This window comes from Streptomyces viridiviolaceus, assembly GCF_014650995.1.
Lineage (GTDB): Bacteria > Actinomycetota > Actinomycetes > Streptomycetales > Streptomycetaceae > Streptomyces > Streptomyces viridiviolaceus.
Window position 1 is genome coordinate 246683 of the sequence record NZ_BMWA01000009.1, and the last position, 18262, is coordinate 264944.

General features: G+C 72.6%; 15 protein-coding genes, 1 tRNA gene and 1 pseudogene. 9 read left to right on the top strand and 8 right to left on the bottom strand.

Annotation, left to right across the window (positions count from 1 at the left end; all coding sequences use genetic code 11):
* Positions 1 to 29: 29 nt before the first annotated feature.
* Positions 30 to 939: pseudogene (locus IE260_RS15215) on the bottom strand (SDR family NAD(P)-dependent oxidoreductase).
* A gap of 41 nt (positions 940 to 980) precedes the next feature.
* Positions 981 to 1763 (bottom strand): SDR family oxidoreductase, encoded by a 783-nt coding sequence (locus IE260_RS15220; RefSeq protein WP_189871974.1) that lies wholly within the window; start codon positions 1761 to 1763, stop codon positions 981 to 983.
* Positions 1764 to 1921: 158 nt separating this feature from the next.
* On the opposite strand from IE260_RS15220, the gene IE260_RS15225 reads away from it, so the two are divergent.
* Positions 1922 to 2827, top strand: coding sequence for a helix-turn-helix transcriptional regulator (locus tag IE260_RS15225; protein WP_189871976.1), 906 nt, complete (start codon positions 1922 to 1924; stop codon positions 2825 to 2827).
* A gap of 190 nt (positions 2828 to 3017) precedes the next feature.
* On the opposite strand, the gene IE260_RS15230 is transcribed toward IE260_RS15225, so the two are convergent.
* From IE260_RS15230 to IE260_RS15240, 3 genes are all read right to left on the bottom strand, one after another.
* Positions 3018 to 3090: transfer RNA gene (locus IE260_RS15230), tRNA-Arg, on the bottom strand.
* A 99-nt stretch (positions 3091 to 3189) separates the two neighbouring features.
* On the bottom strand, positions 3190 to 4800 hold the full coding sequence (locus tag IE260_RS15235; protein ID WP_189871978.1) for an IclR family transcriptional regulator domain-containing protein: 1611 nt from the start codon (positions 4798 to 4800) through the stop codon (positions 3190 to 3192).
* Between the two features lie 64 nt (positions 4801 to 4864).
* Positions 4865 to 6217, bottom strand: a complete 1353-nt coding sequence (locus IE260_RS15240; protein WP_189871980.1) for a M6 family metalloprotease domain-containing protein — start codon at positions 6215 to 6217, stop codon at positions 4865 to 4867.
* A gap of 337 nt (positions 6218 to 6554) precedes the next feature.
* Here IE260_RS15240 and IE260_RS15245 point away from each other — a divergent pair, with 337 nt between their 5' ends.
* Positions 6555 to 7205, top strand: a complete 651-nt coding sequence (locus IE260_RS15245; RefSeq protein WP_189871982.1) for a TetR/AcrR family transcriptional regulator — start codon at positions 6555 to 6557, stop codon at positions 7203 to 7205.
* A gap of 210 nt (positions 7206 to 7415) precedes the next feature.
* Positions 7416 to 8945 carry an MFS transporter gene (locus tag IE260_RS15250; RefSeq protein WP_189871984.1) on the top strand — a complete coding sequence of 510 codons (1530 nt, stop codon included), beginning with the start codon at positions 7416 to 7418 and terminating at the stop codon, positions 8943 to 8945.
* 106 nt (positions 8946 to 9051) lie between these two features.
* Here IE260_RS15250 and IE260_RS15255 read toward each other — a convergent pair whose 3' ends face one another.
* Positions 9052 to 9567, bottom strand: coding sequence for a MarR family winged helix-turn-helix transcriptional regulator (locus IE260_RS15255; RefSeq protein WP_189871986.1), 516 nt, complete (start codon positions 9565 to 9567; stop codon positions 9052 to 9054).
* A 98-nt stretch (positions 9568 to 9665) separates the two neighbouring features.
* Here IE260_RS15255 and IE260_RS15260 point away from each other — a divergent pair, with 98 nt between their 5' ends.
* Positions 9666 to 10451: a dioxygenase family protein gene (locus IE260_RS15260; protein WP_189871988.1), complete on the top strand. Its 786-nt coding sequence runs from the start codon at positions 9666 to 9668 to the stop codon at positions 10449 to 10451.
* Positions 10452 to 10465: 14 nt separating this feature from the next.
* Here IE260_RS15260 and IE260_RS15265 read toward each other — a convergent pair whose 3' ends face one another.
* Positions 10466 to 10981 carry a GNAT family N-acetyltransferase gene (locus IE260_RS15265; RefSeq protein ID WP_189871990.1) on the bottom strand — a complete coding sequence of 172 codons (516 nt, stop codon included), beginning with the start codon at positions 10979 to 10981 and terminating at the stop codon, positions 10466 to 10468.
* Positions 10982 to 11188: 207 nt separating this feature from the next.
* Between IE260_RS15265 and IE260_RS15270 the strand changes: the two genes are divergently transcribed.
* Both IE260_RS15270 and IE260_RS15275 read left to right on the top strand, forming a co-directional pair.
* On the top strand, positions 11189 to 12187 hold the full coding sequence (locus IE260_RS15270; protein ID WP_189871992.1) for a sigma-70 family RNA polymerase sigma factor: 999 nt from the start codon (positions 11189 to 11191) through the stop codon (positions 12185 to 12187).
* A gap of 400 nt (positions 12188 to 12587) precedes the next feature.
* Positions 12588 to 13301, top strand: a complete 714-nt coding sequence (locus IE260_RS15275) for a TetR/AcrR family transcriptional regulator (protein ID WP_373303344.1) — start codon at positions 12588 to 12590, stop codon at positions 13299 to 13301.
* Positions 13302 to 13660: 359 nt separating this feature from the next.
* On the opposite strand, the gene IE260_RS15280 is transcribed toward IE260_RS15275, so the two are convergent.
* A complete protein-coding gene (locus tag IE260_RS15280) occupies positions 13661 to 14632 on the bottom strand; it encodes a helix-turn-helix transcriptional regulator (protein ID WP_189871994.1) in 972 nt (323 codons plus the stop codon).
* Positions 14633 to 14694: 62 nt separating this feature from the next.
* Here IE260_RS15280 and IE260_RS15285 point away from each other — a divergent pair, with 62 nt between their 5' ends.
* The 3 genes from IE260_RS15285 to pfkB all read left to right on the top strand — a co-directional run bounded on the left by IE260_RS15285 (position 14695) and on the right by pfkB (position 18164).
* Complete coding sequence (locus tag IE260_RS15285) at positions 14695 to 16248, top strand: MFS transporter (RefSeq protein ID WP_189871996.1); 1554 nt, start codon at positions 14695 to 14697, stop codon at positions 16246 to 16248.
* Positions 16249 to 16458: 210 nt separating this feature from the next.
* Positions 16459 to 17220 (top strand): DeoR/GlpR family DNA-binding transcription regulator, encoded by a 762-nt coding sequence (locus IE260_RS15290; RefSeq protein WP_189871998.1) that lies wholly within the window; start codon positions 16459 to 16461, stop codon positions 17218 to 17220.
* On the top strand, positions 17217 to 18164 hold the full coding sequence (gene pfkB, locus IE260_RS15295) for a 1-phosphofructokinase (RefSeq protein WP_189872000.1): 948 nt from the start codon (positions 17217 to 17219) through the stop codon (positions 18162 to 18164). Before IE260_RS15290 ends, pfkB begins: the two co-directional genes overlap by 4 nt.
* Positions 18165 to 18262: the final 98 nt, after the last annotated feature.

Sequence of the window (18262 nt, forward strand, 5' to 3'; positions counted from 1 at the left end):
GGCTGGTTGTTCCTTCTCTCAGTGGGGCGTTACAAGGAGCTGCCTGCGGTGAGCAGGCTGTCCAGCCCGATGCGGCGGAAGAAGTCGGCGCGACCGCGGTCGGCGACCGCGGAGACGACTTCGCTGCCGTCTCGGCTGGGATCCACGTGGGTGCGCAGCGGCGGAGTGCCGTGCGGCATCGCGACCAAGCGCACGACGGCTTCAGCGGCCTCGGTCACATCGGCGTCCGGAGGGATGAGCGCGGCCAGACGCTTGCCCAGATCGTCCATCACAGGTTGGTGACGCTGGTCGTAGGCTTCGGCACCATCACGGTCCGCGGGGGCGCCGGCGTTGGCGAAGTGGTTGGTGCCGGTGGTGAACGCACCGGGCACCACGATCGCGGTGTCGATGCCGAACGGGAGCACCTCGGCGGCGTAGCTGACGGCCAGCGCGTCCATCGCGGCCTTGGCTGCGAAGTACGGGGCCAGGAACGGGGGGCAGCCGCCGCGGGTGCTGGAGCTGCCGATCCACACCAGCAGCCCCGAGCCCTGCTCACGCGACTTCGGCAGGGCGGCGCGGTTGACGCGTTGGGTACCCAGGACGTTCACGTCGTACAGGTCCGCGAGTTGCTTGGCGGTGAACGCCTCGGCGGCACCCAGGACCATGTGTCCGGCGTTGTGCACGACCACGTCCAGCCGGCCGCGCTCGGCGAAGATCCGGTCGACTGCGGCGTCGGCGGAGTCCTGGCAGGTGACGTCCAGCTCGACGGCGTGCACGTCGACCTGGTGGTCGGTGCCGTAGCGCACCAGGCCGGCCACCGCGGTCGCGTTACGGGTCGCGATCTGGCGGATGCCCGCGTACACGGTGACCGGCGAGGGCCAGAGCACGCACGGACAGCGCTCCGATGCCGCTGGAGGCCCCGGTGACCAGGGTGACCTTTCCGGCGTCGTCGTTCCTCATGACAGGGTCTCTCGTTGATCGATGGGGTGGCTGCGGACGGTTCAGATGATTCCGCCGTTGGCGCGGACGACCTGTCCGTTGATCCAGTGGCCGGCCGGGGAGGCCAGGAACGCGACGACCTCGGCGATGTCGGCCGGGGTACCGAGGCGCTCCAGCGGGGGCTGGGCGGCCAGGCGGGCAATGGTCTCCTCGTCCTTGCCGTCCAGGAACAGATCGGTGGCCGTGGGGCCGGGCGCGACGGCGTTGGCGGTGACGTCCCGGCCCCGCAACTCCCGGGCCAGGATCAGCGTCAGCGCCTCGACCGCACCCTTGCTGGCGGAGTACGCGCCGTAGTTCGGGAAGGCCAGCCCCACCACGGACGTGGAGAACGTCACAATCGCACCGCCGCGGCGCACCCGGCGGGCGGCCTGCTGGACGACGACGAACGTGCCGCGAATGTTGGTGCGGTGCAGGTCGTCCAGGACGGCCAGGTCCAGCTCGGCGATCGGCGCCATGTGTGCCCGCCCGGCCGCGTGCACGACGACGTCGACACCGCCGAACTCCGCCTCGGCCGCGTCGAACAGAGCCGCGACGGCGTGCTCGTCGGCGACGTCGGCGCGCACTGCGATCGCCCGGACACCACCGGTGATGGCCTCCTTCACGGCTGCTTCGGCCTCGTCCTGGTTGCCGGCATAGCCGACCACGACGGCGTACCCGTCGACGGCCAGCCGGCCGACGGTCTGGCGGCCGATGCCGCGCGAGCCGCCTGTGACGATCGCGACCCGGGGTGGGACGGAGGGCTGGGCCGGGGCAGCGATCCCGTCGGGGGAAGTGGGAATAGGCATTGTTGACTCCTGTGGTGAATGCGGGTCGGGCCGCGGTCTCGCCGTCGCCCTGCGGCGTCCTCCACGATCGGCCGGTCCCTCACCCCTAGCCAGGGCTGCGTTTACCCAGGGGATGCCACCCCCTGGCTACGGCCTGGCACGCGAGCGACCATGAAGGGGTGAACCTTCCCGAGCTCGGCGCCTTCCTCAGGACACGCCGCGACCGCATCCGCCCCGCCGAGGTCGGTCTCCCCCAGGGCCCGCGCCGGCGCGTCCCCGGGCTGCGCCGCGAGGAAGTCGCCCAGCTGGCAGGGCTGTCGGCCGACTACTACACCGAGCTGGAACGCGGCAGCGCAAAGAACGGGGTGCAGCCCTCGGCCCAGACCCTGGCCGCCCTCGCCCGAGCCCTGCGCCTGAACGTCGACGAGCGCGACCACCTGTTTCACCTGGCCGAGCGGCCGGTCCCCCCGTCGGCACACGGACCGTCGGCACACGTGCAGCCCGCGCTCCTCGGACTGTTGGACCGGCTGTCCAACACCCCCGCGCGCGTCATCACCGACCTGCACGAAACCCTGGTGGAAAACGACCTGGCCCGGGACCTGCTCGGCAAGTCCCCGGCACACCGCGGACCGGCGGCGAGCTTCGTGTACCGCTGGTTCACCGACCCACAGACCCGCGAGAGGTACCCGGTCGAGGACCACCCGCACCACTCCCGGGTGTTCGTGGCCGACCTCCAGGCAGCGGCCGCCCGCCGCGGCCGGGACGCGGAGGTCACGAGGATGATCGCCGTGCTACGCCGCCGTAGCCCGGAGTTCGCAGCCCTCTGGGACACCCACGACGTCGCGGTGCGCCGCAAGGACCACAAGAAGATCGTCCACCCCACGCTCGGCGTCATCGAACTCGACTGCTACAACCTCCTCAGCGAGGACGGACGCCAACGCCTGCTGTGGTTCACCGCGCCGCCCGGAAGCCGGGGAGCCGAGCAGCTGGAACTGCTGTCCGTCGTAGGAACCCAGGACCTGAGCGTCCCCGAGGGCACGGCACCGGAGGGGTTGTCCGCGGCGGAATCAGGAAGGCAGCGCTGACCCGCGCCTGCGAGGACGCCAGGGGCTGTCCGATCAAGACGTGGCGACCCTCTCCCAGCACAGGTGGTTTCCGGCCCGGGACTCACGATGACGCACGTCCGCTCACGCAAACGGCCCCGGACGAGCAGTCCGAGGCCGAGCAGTTGCCCTCCCTGGGGGAGAAACCCCAGGTCAAAGCCGCAACGCGTTGTGCCCCCGGCAGGATTCGAACCTGCGACACCCGCTTTAGGAGAGCGGTGCTCTATCCCCTGAGCTACGAAGGCCAGCGATGGCACGGTGTGGTTGTGCCACCGGCGACAGTGTAGCGGGTGGCGTCGTGATCGCAGGGGGGGTCCGGCGCGGTGGCCGGTGGGGGAGGGGCGTCACGTCAGGGGGACCTGTCCGAAGCGGCCCGCCACCCGTAGGTCCGCCTCGATGCGGTCGGCCGTCGCCTTCAGCTCCGGGAGGATCTCCTCGACGCAGTCCCGCGCCGACCGCCGGGCCGCGTGCATGGCCACGTTCACCGCCGCCACCACCCGGCCGGTGCGGTCGCGGACCGGGACGGCGATCGTGCGCAGGCCGGCCTCCAGTTCCTCGTCGACGAGGGCGTAGCCCTGGGCGCGGACCTCGGGGAGTGGCGGGTCCGGGAGGTCCGCGAGCAGGACGTGGCCGAGGGACGTCGCGTGGGCCGGGAGGCGGGTGCCGACCGTGATGTGGGCGCTCATCACGCGGCTCGTCGCCGCCCGGGCCGTGTACTGGACCTCCTGGCCCGAGTCCGACAGGACGGCCAGCGACGCCGACTCGTGGACGCGGTCCGCCAGGGCGGCCAGGTGGGGCTGCGCCATCTGCGGCAGGGACAGGCGGGACAGGGGCGGGAAGCCGAGGGAGAGGACGCGGGGGGTGAGCCCGAACGCGCGGTCGGGGGTGGGCGTCACCAGGCCCGCGTGCTCGTAGGTGATCAGGGCCCGGCGTGCGGTGGCGCGGGCGAGGCCCGTCGCCTTCGCGACCTCCGTGAGGGTCAGCGCGCAGCGGCCCTCGCCGAAGGCCGTCAGTACGGTCAGGCCGCGGGCCAGGGACTCGACGAACTCCCTGCCCAACTCCTGTTTCGACGCGCCCGTCCAGGTGGCCAGGCCCGCGGGGGCCGCGCCGGGCTCGGGCGGCGGGGCGGTGCGCAGGTCGTCCTCCATCGCCGCCACCGCCGTGCGGAGCCGGGGGAGCAGGGTCTGCCGCAGGTCCTGTGCCGTGTGCCGGCTGGTGTGGCTGACCACGCTGGCGACGCACGCCACCCGGCCGGTACGGGGATCCCTCACCGGCACCGACACCGCGACCAGACCGGGTTCGATCAGCTGGTCGTCCAGGGCCCAGCCGTCGGCGGCCGCCCGTGCGGCGCGGTGTTCGAAGTCCTCGTCCGGGGTGGGGTGTTCGCGCGGGGGTACGGCCGGGAAGGACCGGTCCTGCGGGTCGGCGGCCCGGCGTTCGCGCCAGTGGTGCCAGTCGGACTCCGTCCACTCCGCCGCGAACAGCGGGCCGGGCGCGGTGCGTTCGGCCGGGAGCAGGTCGCCGATCCGGAAGCTGAGGGACATCGCGCGGCGGCGGGTGGCCTGGTGGATGAAGCGGATGCCGTCGCGGTCGCCGACCGCGAGCGAGACCGACTCGTCCAGCTCGTCGGCCAGGGCGTCCGCGCGCGCGTCCAGCAGGGCGGGCAGGCGCAGGGCCGCCAGGTAGGCGTTGCCCAGCTCCATCAGACGGGGGGCGAGCATCACGTCGCGGCCGTCCAGGCGGACGTAGCCCATGCGGGCGAGGGTGGCCGTGATCCGGTCGACGGTGGAGCGGGCGAGGCCGGTGCTCTTCTCCAGGGCGCTCAGGCTGAGCGTGCCGTCCGCCTCGGTCAGCCGGCGCAGTACGGCGATCCCGCGCAGCAGCGGCGCGACCGCCTCGGCCGGTGCGGCGGCACCCTCGTCGCGGGCGGCGTCGTTCGTGGTGTTGGCGGGCATCGGGTCTCCGGTACGGCGGTCGCGGCAGGCCTACCGTAATCCGCCGGGCGGCCGTCCCCGGCCGTCACCTCCGGGTGATCCGCACCTTGTGGTGGCCCTTCAGGTCCGCCCCCGCCACGGTGATCGTGATGCCCCGGCGCGGGTCCTTGAAGGTCTGGCCCGGTGTGAAGGCGGCGTCGGAGAGCTCGGCGTGGACGTTCGGGCTGCGCGTGCAGCCGCCGCTGTCCCGGCGGGAGTCGTACACCTTGACCGGGCCCATCCCGGTGTCCACGTCGGCGTCGACCTTGTAGATCAGTACGCCCGGGCGGCACACGGTCTCGTCGTTGCCCTCGCGGGTGCGCAGCTCCAGGGCGTACCCGGAGTCCGCGTCCAGCGGGACGAAGACCAGCTTGTCGCCGCCGGCGCGGGCCAGCGGCGTCAGCGTGTACTCCTTCGTGCCCGGCGACGACGCGCAGTGGACCTGGGAGGCGTCGAGCCAGCCCAGCTTCCACTTGTGCCAGCCGAGCAGGTCGTTGTTGGCGCCCCAGTCCTCGCTCATGATGTCCCAGTGGCCGGCCGCGCCCCCGCCCTCCTGGGTGTAGAGGTCGGGCAGGCCGAAGACGTGGCCGTTCTCGTGGGGCAGGACGCGGTAGCCGGTCCGGTCGTAGGAGCCGGAGCCGTCGTCCTGCCGGGAGTAGACGAAGGACGCGTTCGCCACCGGGACGCCGTCGGCGACCGGGGCCTCCTTGTTGCCGGCGAAGGTGACGGACAGGACCGTGTCCAGGGCGGAGGGGCCCGCGTTGGGCGTGACCAGGACGTTCAGCAGGTCGTAGCCGCGGAAGTTCACCTTCGGGTCGGCCGCCGTGACGATGTCCTGGACCAGCTCCCGGTAGCCGGGGTCGAAGGGCGCGCCGCGATCTATGCCGTACTGGGCGAACCGCTTCGGCATCCGCAGCCAGTCGCGGATCGGGGCGTCGGGGCGGTAGTCGAGCCGGCCGTAGGAGCTGGTGCGGAACCACTTCTCGGTCTGCGGGAAGAACTCCGCGTACCGGTCGAGCGCCTTGCCCTCGCCGGGCGCGTCGGAGAAGTCGATCATCAGAGTGAGGGCGCGGACGGTGCCGGTGGAGCGGGCGTAGTCGTCGATGGTCGGGATGCCCTCGGACATCTGGATCTCGGGGCCGCTGCTGATCATGCACGGGCGGTGCGCGGAGGAGTGGGACAGGGAGGCCGGGCCCGCCCCGGCCCTCGTGCCGTCCGGCACGAGGGGCCCGGTGCCCGCCGAGGTGCTGACCGCGAGGGTCACGGCGGTGATGGTCGCGAGGGCGGCCAGACGGCGGGTGGGCGGCAGGCGGCGCAGAGCGGCCGGGCGGCGTATTGCGGCCGGGCCGCTCGGGCGTATGCGACGTCTCGGCGGCTGCGGCTGGGGCTGCGGCTGCATGCAGACCTCCCTGACCACGGCAGCCGCCGGTCTCCGGCTGCACCCTTGCGATCACCCTGTGCCGAGGGGTGCGTCGGCGCGCGCTGGAGGGGCCGATCGTGGGTTTCTCGCCGGTAGCGGTGGGGTGGCGGCACGGCGTGGGCCAAGTGGGGCCTGTGTGACTCAGGTTGCTCGCAGTGCCGACGCGGTGACGCAGCAGGGATGTGATGCGGGTCACTCGAAAAGTTCCCGGGTGTGGGAAATAACCGGGGATCGTTTCCCCGTTTAGCCCTGTGTCCGAGCGAAACGGGGACAGTCTCCCCGGATCGCGCAACCGCAGTCGTCCGAGGAGTACGCCGTGCAGACCGCGCCCCCCGAGCAGCGCAAGGCACCCCGGCCGCGTGCCGACGCCCTGCGCAACCGGGAGCGGATCGTCACCGCCGCCCGGGAGATGTTCGTCGAACACGGCGCCGACGTGCCGCTCGACGAGATCGCCCGCCGGGCCGGGGTCGGCAACGCCACGTTGTACCGCAACTTCCCCGACCGCGACGCCCTCGTCCGCGAGGTCGTGTGCTCGGTCATGGACCGTACGGCACGGGCGGCCGAGACCGCGCTCGCGGAGACCGGCGATGCCTTCGGGGCGCTGGAGCGCTTCGTGCACGTCGCCGCCGACGAGCGGATCAGCGCGCTGTGCCCGATGGTCTCCAGCACGTTCGACCAGCACCACCCCGAACTGGAGGCGGCACGTGAACGGGTCGAGCGACTCGTCGCCGAGGTCATGGACCGCGCCAGGGCGGCCGGACAACTCCGTCCGGACGTGGGCGTGGGCGACCTGATGGTCGCCGCGGCCCAGCTCAGCCGCCCGCCGGCCGGTACGGAGTGCCTGCGCGGCGACCGTTTCGTCCACCGTCATCTGCAGCTGTTCCTGGACGGGCTACGGGCTCCCGCCCGCTCCGCCCTGCCGGGCACGGCCGTGACCCTGGAGGATCTGCGCCGGCCCTGCGAATAGTTCAGCGAGCCTCACCCGTCCGAATCCGCGAGCCTGATCCGTCCTGACGCACGCGACCGTCCTGTCGGTCGACGTACGTGACCGTGCCGGTCGACGTACGCGACCGTTCCGTCGGTCGACGCACTCAACAGTCCCAGCGGCCGTCGCCGTCGACGAGCCGTTCCCTTACGTCACTTTTTTCCGTCACGTCGTCCCGAAGTGGGTACCCCCATGTCCGAAACAGCCGTCAAGGCTCCCGGCGTCCCCGACGCCGGCCGCTGGAAGGCGCTCGTCTTCATCGCGCTCGCCCAGCTGATGGTCGTCCTCGACGCCACCATCGTGAACATCGCCCTGCCCTCCGCCCAGCAGGACCTGGGCATCTCCGACGGCAACCGGCAGTGGGTCGTCACGGCCTACGCCCTCGCCTTCGGCGGCCTGCTGCTGTTCGGCGGCCGGATAGCCGACCTGTGGGGCCGCAAGCGCGCCTTCGTCGTCGGCCTGGCCGGCTTCGCCGTGGCCTCCGCGCTCGGCGGCGCGGCCACCAACGAGGCGATGATGTTCGGCGCCCGCGCCCTCCAGGGCGTCTTCGGCGCGCTGCTCGCGCCCGCCGCGCTCTCCCTGCTCGCCGTGATGTTCACGGACGCCAAGGAGCGCGCCAAGGCGTTCGGCATCTACGGTGCGATCGCCGGTGGTGGTGGCGCCGTCGGCCTGATCCTCGGCGGTTTCCTCACCGAGTACCTGGACTGGCGCTGGACGTTCTTCGTGAACATCCCGTTCGCCGTGGTCGCCGCGGCCGGTGCCTGGCTCGTCATCCGTGAGCCCCAGGGCGGACGCAACCGCTCGCCGCTCGACATCCCCGGCGTGATCCTGTCCACCCTCGGTCTGGTCGCGCTCGTCTACGGCTTCACCCGCGCCGAGTCCGACGGCTGGAGCGACGCCGTGACGGTCGGCATGTTCATCGGCGCCGCCGTGCTGCTCCTCGCCTTCGTGCTCGTCGAGTCGAAGGTCAGGGCCCCGCTGCTGCCGCTGCGCGTGGTCACCGAGCGCAACCGCGGCGGTGTCTACCTCTCGCTCGGCCTCGCCATCATCGCGATGTTCGGCCTGTTCCTCTTCCTGACCTACTACCTGCAGATCGTGAAGGGGTACACGCCGGTGAAGACCGGCTTCGCCTTCCTGCCGATGATCGCGGGCATGATCACGGGCTCCACGCAGATCGGCACGCGCCTGATGACCCGGGTCGCGCCCCGGCTGCTGATGGGCCCGGGCTTCCTGACCGCCGCCCTCGGCATGCTGCTGCTGACCCAGCTGGAGGTCGACACCTCCTACGCCGCCGTGCTGCTGCCCGGCATGCTGCTGCTCGGCCTCGGCATGGGTACGGCGTTCATGCCGGCCATGTCCCTGGCCACCCAGGGCGTGGAGCCGCGGGACGCCGGTGTCGCCTCCGCGATGGTCAACACCTCCCAGCAGGTGGGCGGCGCGATCGGCACGGCCCTGCTGAACACGATCGCCGCCTCGGCCACCGCGTCCTACATCGAGGACCACACCGCCTCGGCCGCCTCCCGGCCGCAGCAGCAGCTCGTCCAGCTGCAGGGCATGGTGCAGGGCTACACCAGCGCGATCTGGTTCGCCGTCGGCATCCTGGTCGTCGCGGCCGCGATCGCCCTGACCTTCGTCAACGCCGGGCGTCCGGGCGGCACCGCCCTCGCCCGCTCCGGTGACGCGGCCGAGGACGAGGTGCCGGTGCCGGTCGTCGCCCACTGACGCCGGCGGCGGTACCCCTCCGGGCGATTCGTTCCGTCTGTTCCACCCGTGCGTGGGGGAGGGGACGCCCCGACGCACGGTTCCCACGGACCTGCCCCGGCCGCGCTCAGCGCAGCCAGGGCAGGTCCGCCCCGGTTTCACCGGGCTCGAGTCCCTCGGCGACGATCCTCATGATCTCGCCGAGGGACTTCTGCTGTTCGGGGGTGAGCCGGTCGAACACCGCCTGCCGGACGGCGTTCACATGGCCCGGCGCGGTCCGGCGCAGCACCTCGTGGCCCTCGTCCGTGAGGACGGCGAACTGGCCCCGCTTGTCGGAGGGGCAGTCCTCGCGGCGGACCCAGCCGTTCTTCTCCAGACGGGCGATCGCGTGCGACAGGCGGGAGCGGGTGATCTTCGCGTACCTGGCCAGCTCCGTCATCCGCAGCCGCCGCCGCGGGGACTCGGCCAGCTTGACCAGCAGGCCGTAGTAGACGTGCGGCATGCCCGCGTCGCGCTGGAGCTGGCGGTCGAGGTGGTCCTCCAGGAGAGTGGCGGCCTCGATGTAGGAGCGCCACACGAGCTGTTCCTCGGCGGTGAGCCAGCGTGGCTCGTCGGCGGGAGCCGGGATGGGTGCCGTGTTCATGTATCCACTCTACGAGACCCTTTCTTGAAGTTTAAACAAAAGCGGCGTACATTTCTGTCCGGGAGGGATCGAGAGTCCAAGCATTTGGAGCCGCCGCCATGTCCGCCGCCACCCACGAGCGCATGCCCGCGCTCTACCTCAGCCACGGTGCCCCGCCGCTCGCGGACGACCCCGTCTGGCCCGGCGAACTCGCCGCCTGGTCCGCAGGGCTGCCGCGCCCCACGGCGATCCTCGTCGTCTCCGCCCACTGGGAGGAGGCCCCGCTCGCCCTCGGCGCCACCCGGACCGTCCCGCTCGTCTACGACTTCTGGGGCTTCCCCGAGCACTACTACCAGGTGCGTTACGAAGCACCGGGCGCCCCCGGGCTCGCCGACTCCGTCCGCAAACTGCTGCGCGCCCCCGGCACGCCCGTCCAGGACGTCCCCGACCGCGGCCTCGACCACGGCGCGTACGTGCCGCTGGTGGAGATGTACCCCGAGGCCGACATCCCCGTCCTCCAGGTCTCCATGCCGACCCTGGACCCGGCGCGGCTCATGGAGATCGGCCGCAGGCTCGCACCGCTGCGCGACGAGGGCGTGCTGATCATCGGCTCCGGCTTCTTCACCCACAACCTGGCCGCGCTGCGCCAGGCAGGCGTCCCCGCCTGGTCCGCCGAGTTCGACGACTGGGGCCGGCGGGCGCTGGATGCGGGTGACGTGGACGGGCTGCTCGACTTCGCCCGCAAGTCCCCGGCGGGCCGGCTGGCCCACCCGCGCACCGAGCACTTCGCCCCGCTGTTCGTGACCATGGGGGCGGCGGACGCGGCCGGTGAGCTGGACACCCGGAAGTCGGTGATCGACGGTTTCTGGATGGGGCTGGCGAAGCGGTCGGTGCAGTTCGGCTGACCGCCGGACGGGCTCTAGAGCGGCTTCTCGTACCAGGCCACGTCCCAGTACCGGCCGAACTTGCGGCCCACCTCGCGGTACGTGCCGACGTACCGGAAGCCGAAGCGCTCGTGCAGCCGGACCGACGCCTCGTTGGGCTGGGCGATGCCGGCGTAGGCGCGGTGCAGGTCCTCGCCGGACAGGGCCTCGAAGAGGGCCTCGTAGAGCAGGGTGCCGACGCCGCGGCGGCCTGCCCGCGGGGCGACGTAGACGGTGGTCTCCACCGAGGTCGCGTAGGCGGGCTTCGCGCGATAAGGGCTGGATGTGGCGTAGCCCAGAATTTCCTGTGAGTACGCGTCCGCGGCAACCCTCAGCCGGTACGGGCCGTCTTCAGGGTGGGAGAGCAGCCACGGGCGGCGCTCCTCGGGGGTGAAGACCCGGGTGTCGAACGTGATGGGCGTCTCCATCACGTAGTGGTTGTAGAGCTCGGTGAGGGCCTGGAGGTCGCTCTCGACTCCTGGTCTGACCTGGACATCTGCGTGTTCGGTCAACACCGTGCCTCCTCGTGTGGCGGCACAGGGTACTGCATGATCAGAAAAATCGGGGGGCGGGTTGGGAATTCTGTCCGGATTCCAGTCGTTGTTTCCATCGGATGCAGGGCACCCGAGGAGAGTCCGGAGATGAGAGCGGAGACAAGCTCAGCCGGTGCCGAGCATCCGTCGGACCACCCGCTGAACCACCATCGCAAGGGAGCACGCATGGCAACCCGTGCCGTCGCCCGTCGTAAGTCCGCCACCGGCGAGACGGCCGACGCGGCAACCAGCGTCCGCGCCAACGGCGGCGAGCTCGCCGACCGCGATCTGGTCGGCATGTACCTCGACGAGATCGCGCGGACCCCGTTGCTCGACGCCGCCAAGGAGGTGGAGCTCTCCCAGATCATCGAGGCGGGTGTGTTCGCGCGGCAGGTCCTCGAAGGCTACGAGGAGACCGGGGCGGATGCCACCCGCGAGGAGCTCCAGGCCCTGATCGACGAGGGCGAGCGGGCGAAGGACGTCTTCATCCGATCCAACCTCCGCCTGGTCGTCGCGGTCGCCCGCCGCTACCCCCGCAGCGGTCTGCCGCTGCTCGACCTGATCCAGGAGGGCAACGCCGGCCTGGTCCGCGCGGTCGAGAAGTTCGACTACCGCAAGGGCTTCAAGTTCTCGACGTACGCCACCTGGTGGATCCGTCAGGCCATCACCCGGTCGATCGCCGACCAGTCCCGCACCATCCGCCTGCCCGTCCACCTGGTGGAGGAGCTGGGCCGGATCCGGCGTGTGCAGCGCGAGTTCAACCGCGAGCACGGCCGCGAGCCGGAGCCCACGGAGATCGCCGAGGAGCTCGGCTCGACGCCGGAGCGCGTCATCGACGTGCTCGACTGGGCCCGCGACCCGGTCTCGCTGAACATGTCGGTGGACGACGAGGGCGAGACCCAGTTCGGGGACCTGCTGGAGGACACCTCCGCGGTGTCGCCCGAGCAGTCGGTGATGACGCTGCTGCGCAGCGAGGAGCTCGACGACCTGATCGGCCGCCTCGACCCGCGCACGGCCTCGATCATCAAGATGCGGTACGGCATCGAGGACGGTCGGGAGCGCACGCTCACCGAGGTCGGCAAGGAGCACGGACTGACGCGCGAGCGCATCCGCCAGATCGAGAAGCACGCGCTGCTGGAGCTGAAGAAGCTGGCCCGTGACACCGGCTTCGAGGCCGCTGCGTGACGCTGCGGTGAGCCGGCCGCAGGGCGGTCGTGAGGCCGGGGGGCGTGGCGGGACGCCTGGGGCGTACGCCGGTGGCCGAAGGCCGCGCGAACATGGCCGCGTAACGCTGCTTCAACCCCTGAGGGCCCGGGAACAAAATTCTCGGGTCCGGTAGTTCGGGTCCGGGGCCGTCGGCCCCGGATCACCTCGAACCAAGTCCCGACGCACTCCCCCCGGCGCCGGGACTCTCCCCGAGCCGGGCTCGGCGCCCTTCCCCCCGGGCGCTGGGTCCGGCTCTTTCGCGCGCGCAGGGCGGCCCGGGCCCGCGCGGGCGGACAGAGGGGGGCGGGGCACCCCGAACCTGAACCCCGGGGTGGCCCGCCGGATGGCAGATTCTGCCACAGGGGCATAGCCTGCCGAAGTGAGCAGCACCACCCGCGCCCATGCCGGCGCGACCCCGCCCGGTGAGGAGCCGTCGTCTCCGTCCGCGCCCGTCTCCCTGACCGAGCGGCGCAAGGCCCAGACCCGGATGGAGATCGCCCGTGCGGCGGCGCGGCTCTTCGTGAGTCAGGGCCTGCGCGCCACCCGGGCCGAGGACATCGCCCGCGCCGCCGGCATCGCCCCGCGCACCTTCTACCGCTACTTCGCCACCAAGGAAGAGGCCGTCGCTCCCCTCTACGCCATGGGGGCACAGCGCTGGGCGCAGGCGGTGCGCCACGCCCCGGCCGAACTGTCACCGCCGCGGGCCCTGGAACACGCCGTACGCCACACGCTGACGCCCGGCGCCGGGGTGTCGGCGCCGGGCTGGGAATGGGCCCGCGCCCTCATCCGCCTGGCGGGGACCAGCCCGGCCCTGCGAAAGGTGTGGGCAGAGGTCTGCCACACCGCGGAGGGGACGCTGGCGGACGCCCTGGCCGACCGGATGTCCGAGGGCGACGACAACGTTGCCGCCCGCCTGGCGGCCTCCCCCGACCTGCGCTTCGCCGCGGCCGTGGCGGGCACCGCCGTCCGCGTGGCCGTGGAGCACTGGGCCTCCGACGATGGCCCGGCCGAGGGCCCCCGGGCCCCGCTGGAGTCGGCGCTGCGCAACCTGGAGGTGCTGCGGGGGTTTCCCTGGGAGGACATCACCAGGTAGCGCCGGGCGCCCTGGCCCCCCACGTCGGCAACCGGGGGTCGTCCCCGGACGGCGCCGACAGCCGACGGCCCCGGCGCCGACGCGCCCGGCAGGCGACGGTCTCGGCCTGGCGGGTCTGGTGGTCGGGGGGGCGCGTCCGAGGGTCGGGGTTCTGTTGTGGTGGGCCAGGCGGCGGGAGTTCCGGTCTTCGGGGGCTGGTGGTCGGGGGCCCTGTCTGTGGTGGGTCCGAGGGTCTGGGCCCTGCTCCGGGGGCCCGGCGGTCGAGGTCTCGGTCTTGTGGGACCGGCAGTCGGGGGGCCGGCCCGCTGGGCCTGGCAGCCGGTGGCCCTCCGCCCGGTGCGCACGGCAGTCCGGCGCCGTCACCCGTCTCCCGCCGCCCGCCCCAACCGCGCCCCCAGGTCCCGTACGCACGCGACGAGTTCGGCCGGCTCCCGCACCCTGAACTCCACCCCCAGCATCGCCAGCCGCACCGCCAGCCACTCCACCGAGTCCGACACGGTCGCCCGCAGCACGCACGACGTCCCGTCCTCCGCCGCATCCGGCGTCCCCAGCCACCCCGGCAGCCGCGCCGCGACGACCTCCGCCGGGGCGGCGAAGGCGACCACGGCCTCGTACGAGTCGCTCCGCCGCTGCATCGACTGCCGCAGGTACTGCGCGGCGCTCCCCGTCGGCAGCTCCCGCGGAGCGAACCGTGCCCCCGTCGCGAACGGCTCGCTCACCCGGTCCACCCGGAAGGTCCGCCAGTCGTCGCGGTCGAGGTCGTAGGCCACGAGGTACCAGCGGCGGCCCGTCGACACCAGCCGGTACGGCTCCGTCAGGCGCCGGGACTCGGTGCCGTCCCCGGCGCGGTAGGCGAACCGCAGCCGTTCCTGTCCGGCCACCGTCGAGGCCATGACGGTCAGCGTCTCGGGCGCGATGCTCGGCCCGTCCCCGCTGGTCAGCGGCGTCGTGGCGGCCTGGAGCGTGGCGACGCGGTGACGCAGCCGGCCCGGCAGCACCTGCTCCAGTTTGGCCAGCGCCCGCACCGACGCCTCGTCCACGCCCTCGACCGCGTGCCCGGCGCCGGCGCGCAGCCCGACGGCGATGGCCACCGCCTCCTCGTCGTCGAGCACGAGCGGCGGCATCGCCTTGCCGGCGACCAGCCGGTAGCCGCCGTCCGCGCCCATGGTCGCCTGCACGGGATAGCCCAGCTCGCGCAGCCGGTCGATGTCCCGCCGGACCGTGCGGCGGGACACGCCGAGCCGCTCGGCGAGCTCGCCACCGGGCCATTCGCGGGGCGTCTGGAGCAGGGAGAGCAGCGTCAGGAGCCGAGCCGGAGTGTCCGTCGTCATGGATCCGAGGATGCCGCAGATGTAGGACATCATCTGACCTACTGGGGTCTTACCTTCGCGTCATGTCCTTCACCGAAACCTCCCCGCCCCCGGCTCGGCCCGCCGCCGGCGACCGCCGGCGCTGGTTCGCCCTCGCGATCGTGATGACCGCGGCGTTCATGGACCTCGTCGACGTCACGATCGTCAACATCGCGATCCCTTCGATCCGGCGGGACGAGGGCGCCTCCTTCAGCCAGATCCAGTGGATCACCGCCGGTTACGCCCTCGCCTTCGCCGCCGGCCTGATCACCGGCGGGCGGCTCGGCGACATCCACGGCCGCAAGAGGGTGTTCCTCGTCGGGATCGGCGGCTTCACCGTCGCCTCCGCGCTCTGCGGCCTCGCCGTGAACCCGGAGATGCTCATCGCCGCCCGCGTTCTCCAGGGAGCGATGGCCGCCCTGATGGTGCCGCAGGTGCTGTCGATCGTGCACGCCACCTTCCCGGCGCACGAACGGGGCAAGGTCTTCGGGCTGTTCGGTGCGATCGTCGGACTCGGGGCCGTCTCCGGTCCCCTGCTCGGCGCCCTGCTCACCGAGTGGAACCTCTTCGGGCTCGAGTGGCGGCCCATCTTCCTCATCAACCTGCCGGTCGGCATCGCCGGCCTGATCCTCGGCAGCCGCTTCATCACCGAGTCCAAGGCCCCCCGCGCCCTCAAGCTGGACCTGGTCGGCGTCGCCCTGGTCACCCTCGGCCTGCTGATGCTGATCTACCCGCTGACCCGGGGCCGCGAGCTGGGCTGGCCGCTGTGGGGGTACGTCTCGATGGCCGGCGCGTTCGCGGTCCTCGCGGTACTGGTGGCGTACGAGAGGCGGAAGAGCGCACGGGACGGCTCCCCGCTGGTCGAACTGTCCCTGTTCAAGGTGAAGAGCTTCGCGGCGGGCATCGCCGTGCAGACCGTGTTCGGCGTCGGGCTCGGGGTCTTCTTCCTGGTGTGGACGCTGTACATGCAGGAAGGGCTCGGCTGGAGCCCGCTGCGGGCCGGTCTGACCGGCGTGCCGTTCTCGATCGCGGTCTCCACGGCGGCCGGGGTGTCGGTGCAGAAGCTGGTTCCGCGCTTCGGGCGCAAGGTGCTCCAGGCCGGAGCGCTGGTGATGGCGGCCGGAGTGCTGCTCTACATCTGGGAGGCCGGGCGGTACGGCCTCGGCATCGAGCCCTGGCAGATGGCGCTGCCCCTCGTCGTCATGGGCATCGGCATGGGACTGATCGTCGCCCCGCTGACGGACGCGGTGCTCTCCGAGGTGCCGCGCGAGCACGCCGGGGCGGCGTCGGGACTCATCAACACGGTGCAGCAGATGGGCAACGCGCTGGGGCTCGGGCTGGTGTCGGTGGTCTTCTTCGGCGCGATGAGCGACCACCTGACCCCCGACCGGGTCGGCCCGGCCTTCGTGGACGCCTTCCAGAACGCGCTGGGCTGGGTGGCCGCGGTGATGGGCGTCATCTTCCTGGTGATGTTCGCGCTGCCCGGGCGGCCGGCCCAGCACGTGGAGGGTGCCGAGGGGGAGGTCCCGGCGGAGCCTCGTGCGGAGGAGCGTACGGAGCCCCGCACGGAGGAGAAGGAGACCTCGCTGGTCTCCTGACGGCCACGGGGATGCGGGAGGGGCCCGGCACTTCGGTGCCGGGCCCCTCCCGCATCCCCGTGCCCGCATTCTGCGACCGACACGGGAAAGCCCGTGAGCCCGAAAGCCCGTTCATGCCCGGCTGGGTCCGAACCTGTTTACTTTCTTGAAAACCGGGCGTAGCCTCCGAGTGAAACCACACGTTCGGGCATTGGTCGGAGGCAAACGGACATGTACGCACCGGAGCGGCAGCAGGAGATCCTCCGGCTCGCCCGGGACGGCGGCCGGGTGGACGTGGTGTCGCTGGCCGAGGAGTTCCAGGTGACGGCGGAGACCATCCGCCGCGACCTGAAGGCCCTGGACCGCGCCGGTCTGCTCCGCCGCGTGCACGGCGGTGCGATCCCGGCCGGGCGTCTCGACTTCGAGCCGGACCTCGCCGAGCGCGAGTCCACGGCGGCCGACGAGAAGGACCGGATCGCCAAGGCCGCCCTGGCGGAACTGCCGAGCGAGGGCACGATGATCCTCGACGCCGGTACGACGGTGGCCCGGCTGGCCGCCGCCCTCCCGCTGGAGGCCTCGCTCACCGTCGTCACCCACAGCCTGCCCATCGCCGCCCGTCTCGCCGACCACCCCGGCATCCAGCTCCACCTGGTCGGAGGGCGGGTGAGGCACCGTACGCGGGCCGCCGTGGACGCCTGGGCGCTGCGCGCGTACGGCGAGATCCGCGCCGACGTGGCTCTGGTGGCGGCCAACGGCTTCTCCGCCGAGCACGGCCTGACCACCCCCGATCTCGCCGAGGCCGCCGTGAAGCGGGCCGCGGTGGCCGCCGCCCGTCGCGTGGTGCTGCTCGCCGACTCCTCCAAGCACGGCCAGGAGCACTTCGCCCGCTTCGGCGACCTGAGCGACGTGGACCTGCTGATCACCGACAGCGGGCTGAGCCCCGAGGACGCCGCCGCCATCGAGCGCGGCGGCACGGAAGTAGTACGCGCATGATTCTCACCGTCACCCCGAACCCGTCCCTGGACCGCACCTACGAGGTCCCCTCCCTCGACCGCGGCGAGGTCGTCCGCGCCACCGGCGAGCGCGTGGACCCGGGCGGCAAGGGCGTGAACGTCTCGCGCGCGGTCACCGCGGCCGGGCGGCGCACGGTCGCGGTGCTGCCCCTGGGCGGTGCGCCGGGCGCGCTCGTGGCCGACCTGCTCGACGCCCAGGGCATCGAGGTCGCGCCGGTGCCGGTCGCCGGGGCCACCCGCTCGAACATCGCGCTCGCGGAGGCCGACGGGGTCCTCACGAAGATCAACGCACCCGGCCCGGAGCTGTCGGCCGCCGAGCGGGAGCTGCTGCTGGAGACGGTACGGCGGCAGTCGCGCGGCGCGGACTGGATCGCCTGCTGCGGCAGCCTGCCGCGCGGACTCGCCCCTTCCTGGTACGCCGACCTGGTCGCGCGGGCGCACGCCGCCGGCGTACGCATCGCCCTGGACACCTCCGGGCCCGCCCTGCTGCAGGCCCTGCGCGAGCGGCCCGACGTGGTCAAGCCGAACGCCGAGGAGCTGGCGGAAGCCGTCGGACGGCCGCTGGCCACCGTCGGCGACGCGGTGAAGGCCGCCGAGGAACTGCGCGAACTGGGCGCGCGGGCGGTGCTCGCGAGCCTGGGGGCCGACGGACAGCTGCTCGTGGACGACGCCGGCACCTGGTTCGGCGGCGCCCCCGTGGCTGCCGTGCGCAGCAACGTCGGCGCCGGGGACTCCTCCCTCGCCGGCTTCCTGATCGCGGGCGGTGCCGGGCCGGAGGCGCTCGCCTCCGCCGTCGCGCACGGCGCCGCCGCCGTCCGGCTGCCCGGCAGCGTGATGCCGACGCCCGCCGACCTGGACCCGGACGCGGTGACCGTCACGGCCGACGTGCCGGTGGACCGCCCGCTGAAGGAGCCGGTGTCATGACCCCGCGCCGCGGCCCCGTTCCCCTCCCTGCCCCCGTCTCCCTCCCCGTCCCCGCCCCCGCCCCCGCCCACCCCACTCCCCGGGCGATACGCGAGCTA

Coding starts and splice junctions, on each gene's coding strand:
- IE260_RS15220 (WP_189871974.1), bottom strand. CDS start 1,763: ATGCCTATTCCCACTTCCCCCGACGGGATCGCTGCCCCGGCCCAGCCC.
- IE260_RS15235 (WP_189871978.1), bottom strand. CDS start 4,800: ATGCCCGCCAACACCACGAACGACGCCGCCCGCGACGAGGGTGCCGCC.
- IE260_RS15240 (WP_189871980.1), bottom strand. CDS start 6,217: ATGCAGCCGCAGCCCCAGCCGCAGCCGCCGAGACGTCGCATACGCCCG.
- IE260_RS15250 (WP_189871984.1), top strand. CDS start 7,416: ATGTCCGAAACAGCCGTCAAGGCTCCCGGCGTCCCCGACGCCGGCCGC.
- IE260_RS15255 (WP_189871986.1), bottom strand. CDS start 9,567: ATGAACACGGCACCCATCCCGGCTCCCGCCGACGAGCCACGCTGGCTC.
- IE260_RS15260 (WP_189871988.1), top strand. CDS start 9,666: ATGTCCGCCGCCACCCACGAGCGCATGCCCGCGCTCTACCTCAGCCAC.
- IE260_RS15270 (WP_189871992.1), top strand. CDS start 11,189: ATGGCAACCCGTGCCGTCGCCCGTCGTAAGTCCGCCACCGGCGAGACG.
- IE260_RS15280 (WP_189871994.1), bottom strand. CDS start 14,632: ATGACGACGGACACTCCGGCTCGGCTCCTGACGCTGCTCTCCCTGCTC.
- IE260_RS15285 (WP_189871996.1), top strand. CDS start 14,695: ATGTCCTTCACCGAAACCTCCCCGCCCCCGGCTCGGCCCGCCGCCGGC.
- IE260_RS15290 (WP_189871998.1), top strand. CDS start 16,459: ATGTACGCACCGGAGCGGCAGCAGGAGATCCTCCGGCTCGCCCGGGAC.
- pfkB (WP_189872000.1), top strand. CDS start 17,217: ATGATTCTCACCGTCACCCCGAACCCGTCCCTGGACCGCACCTACGAG.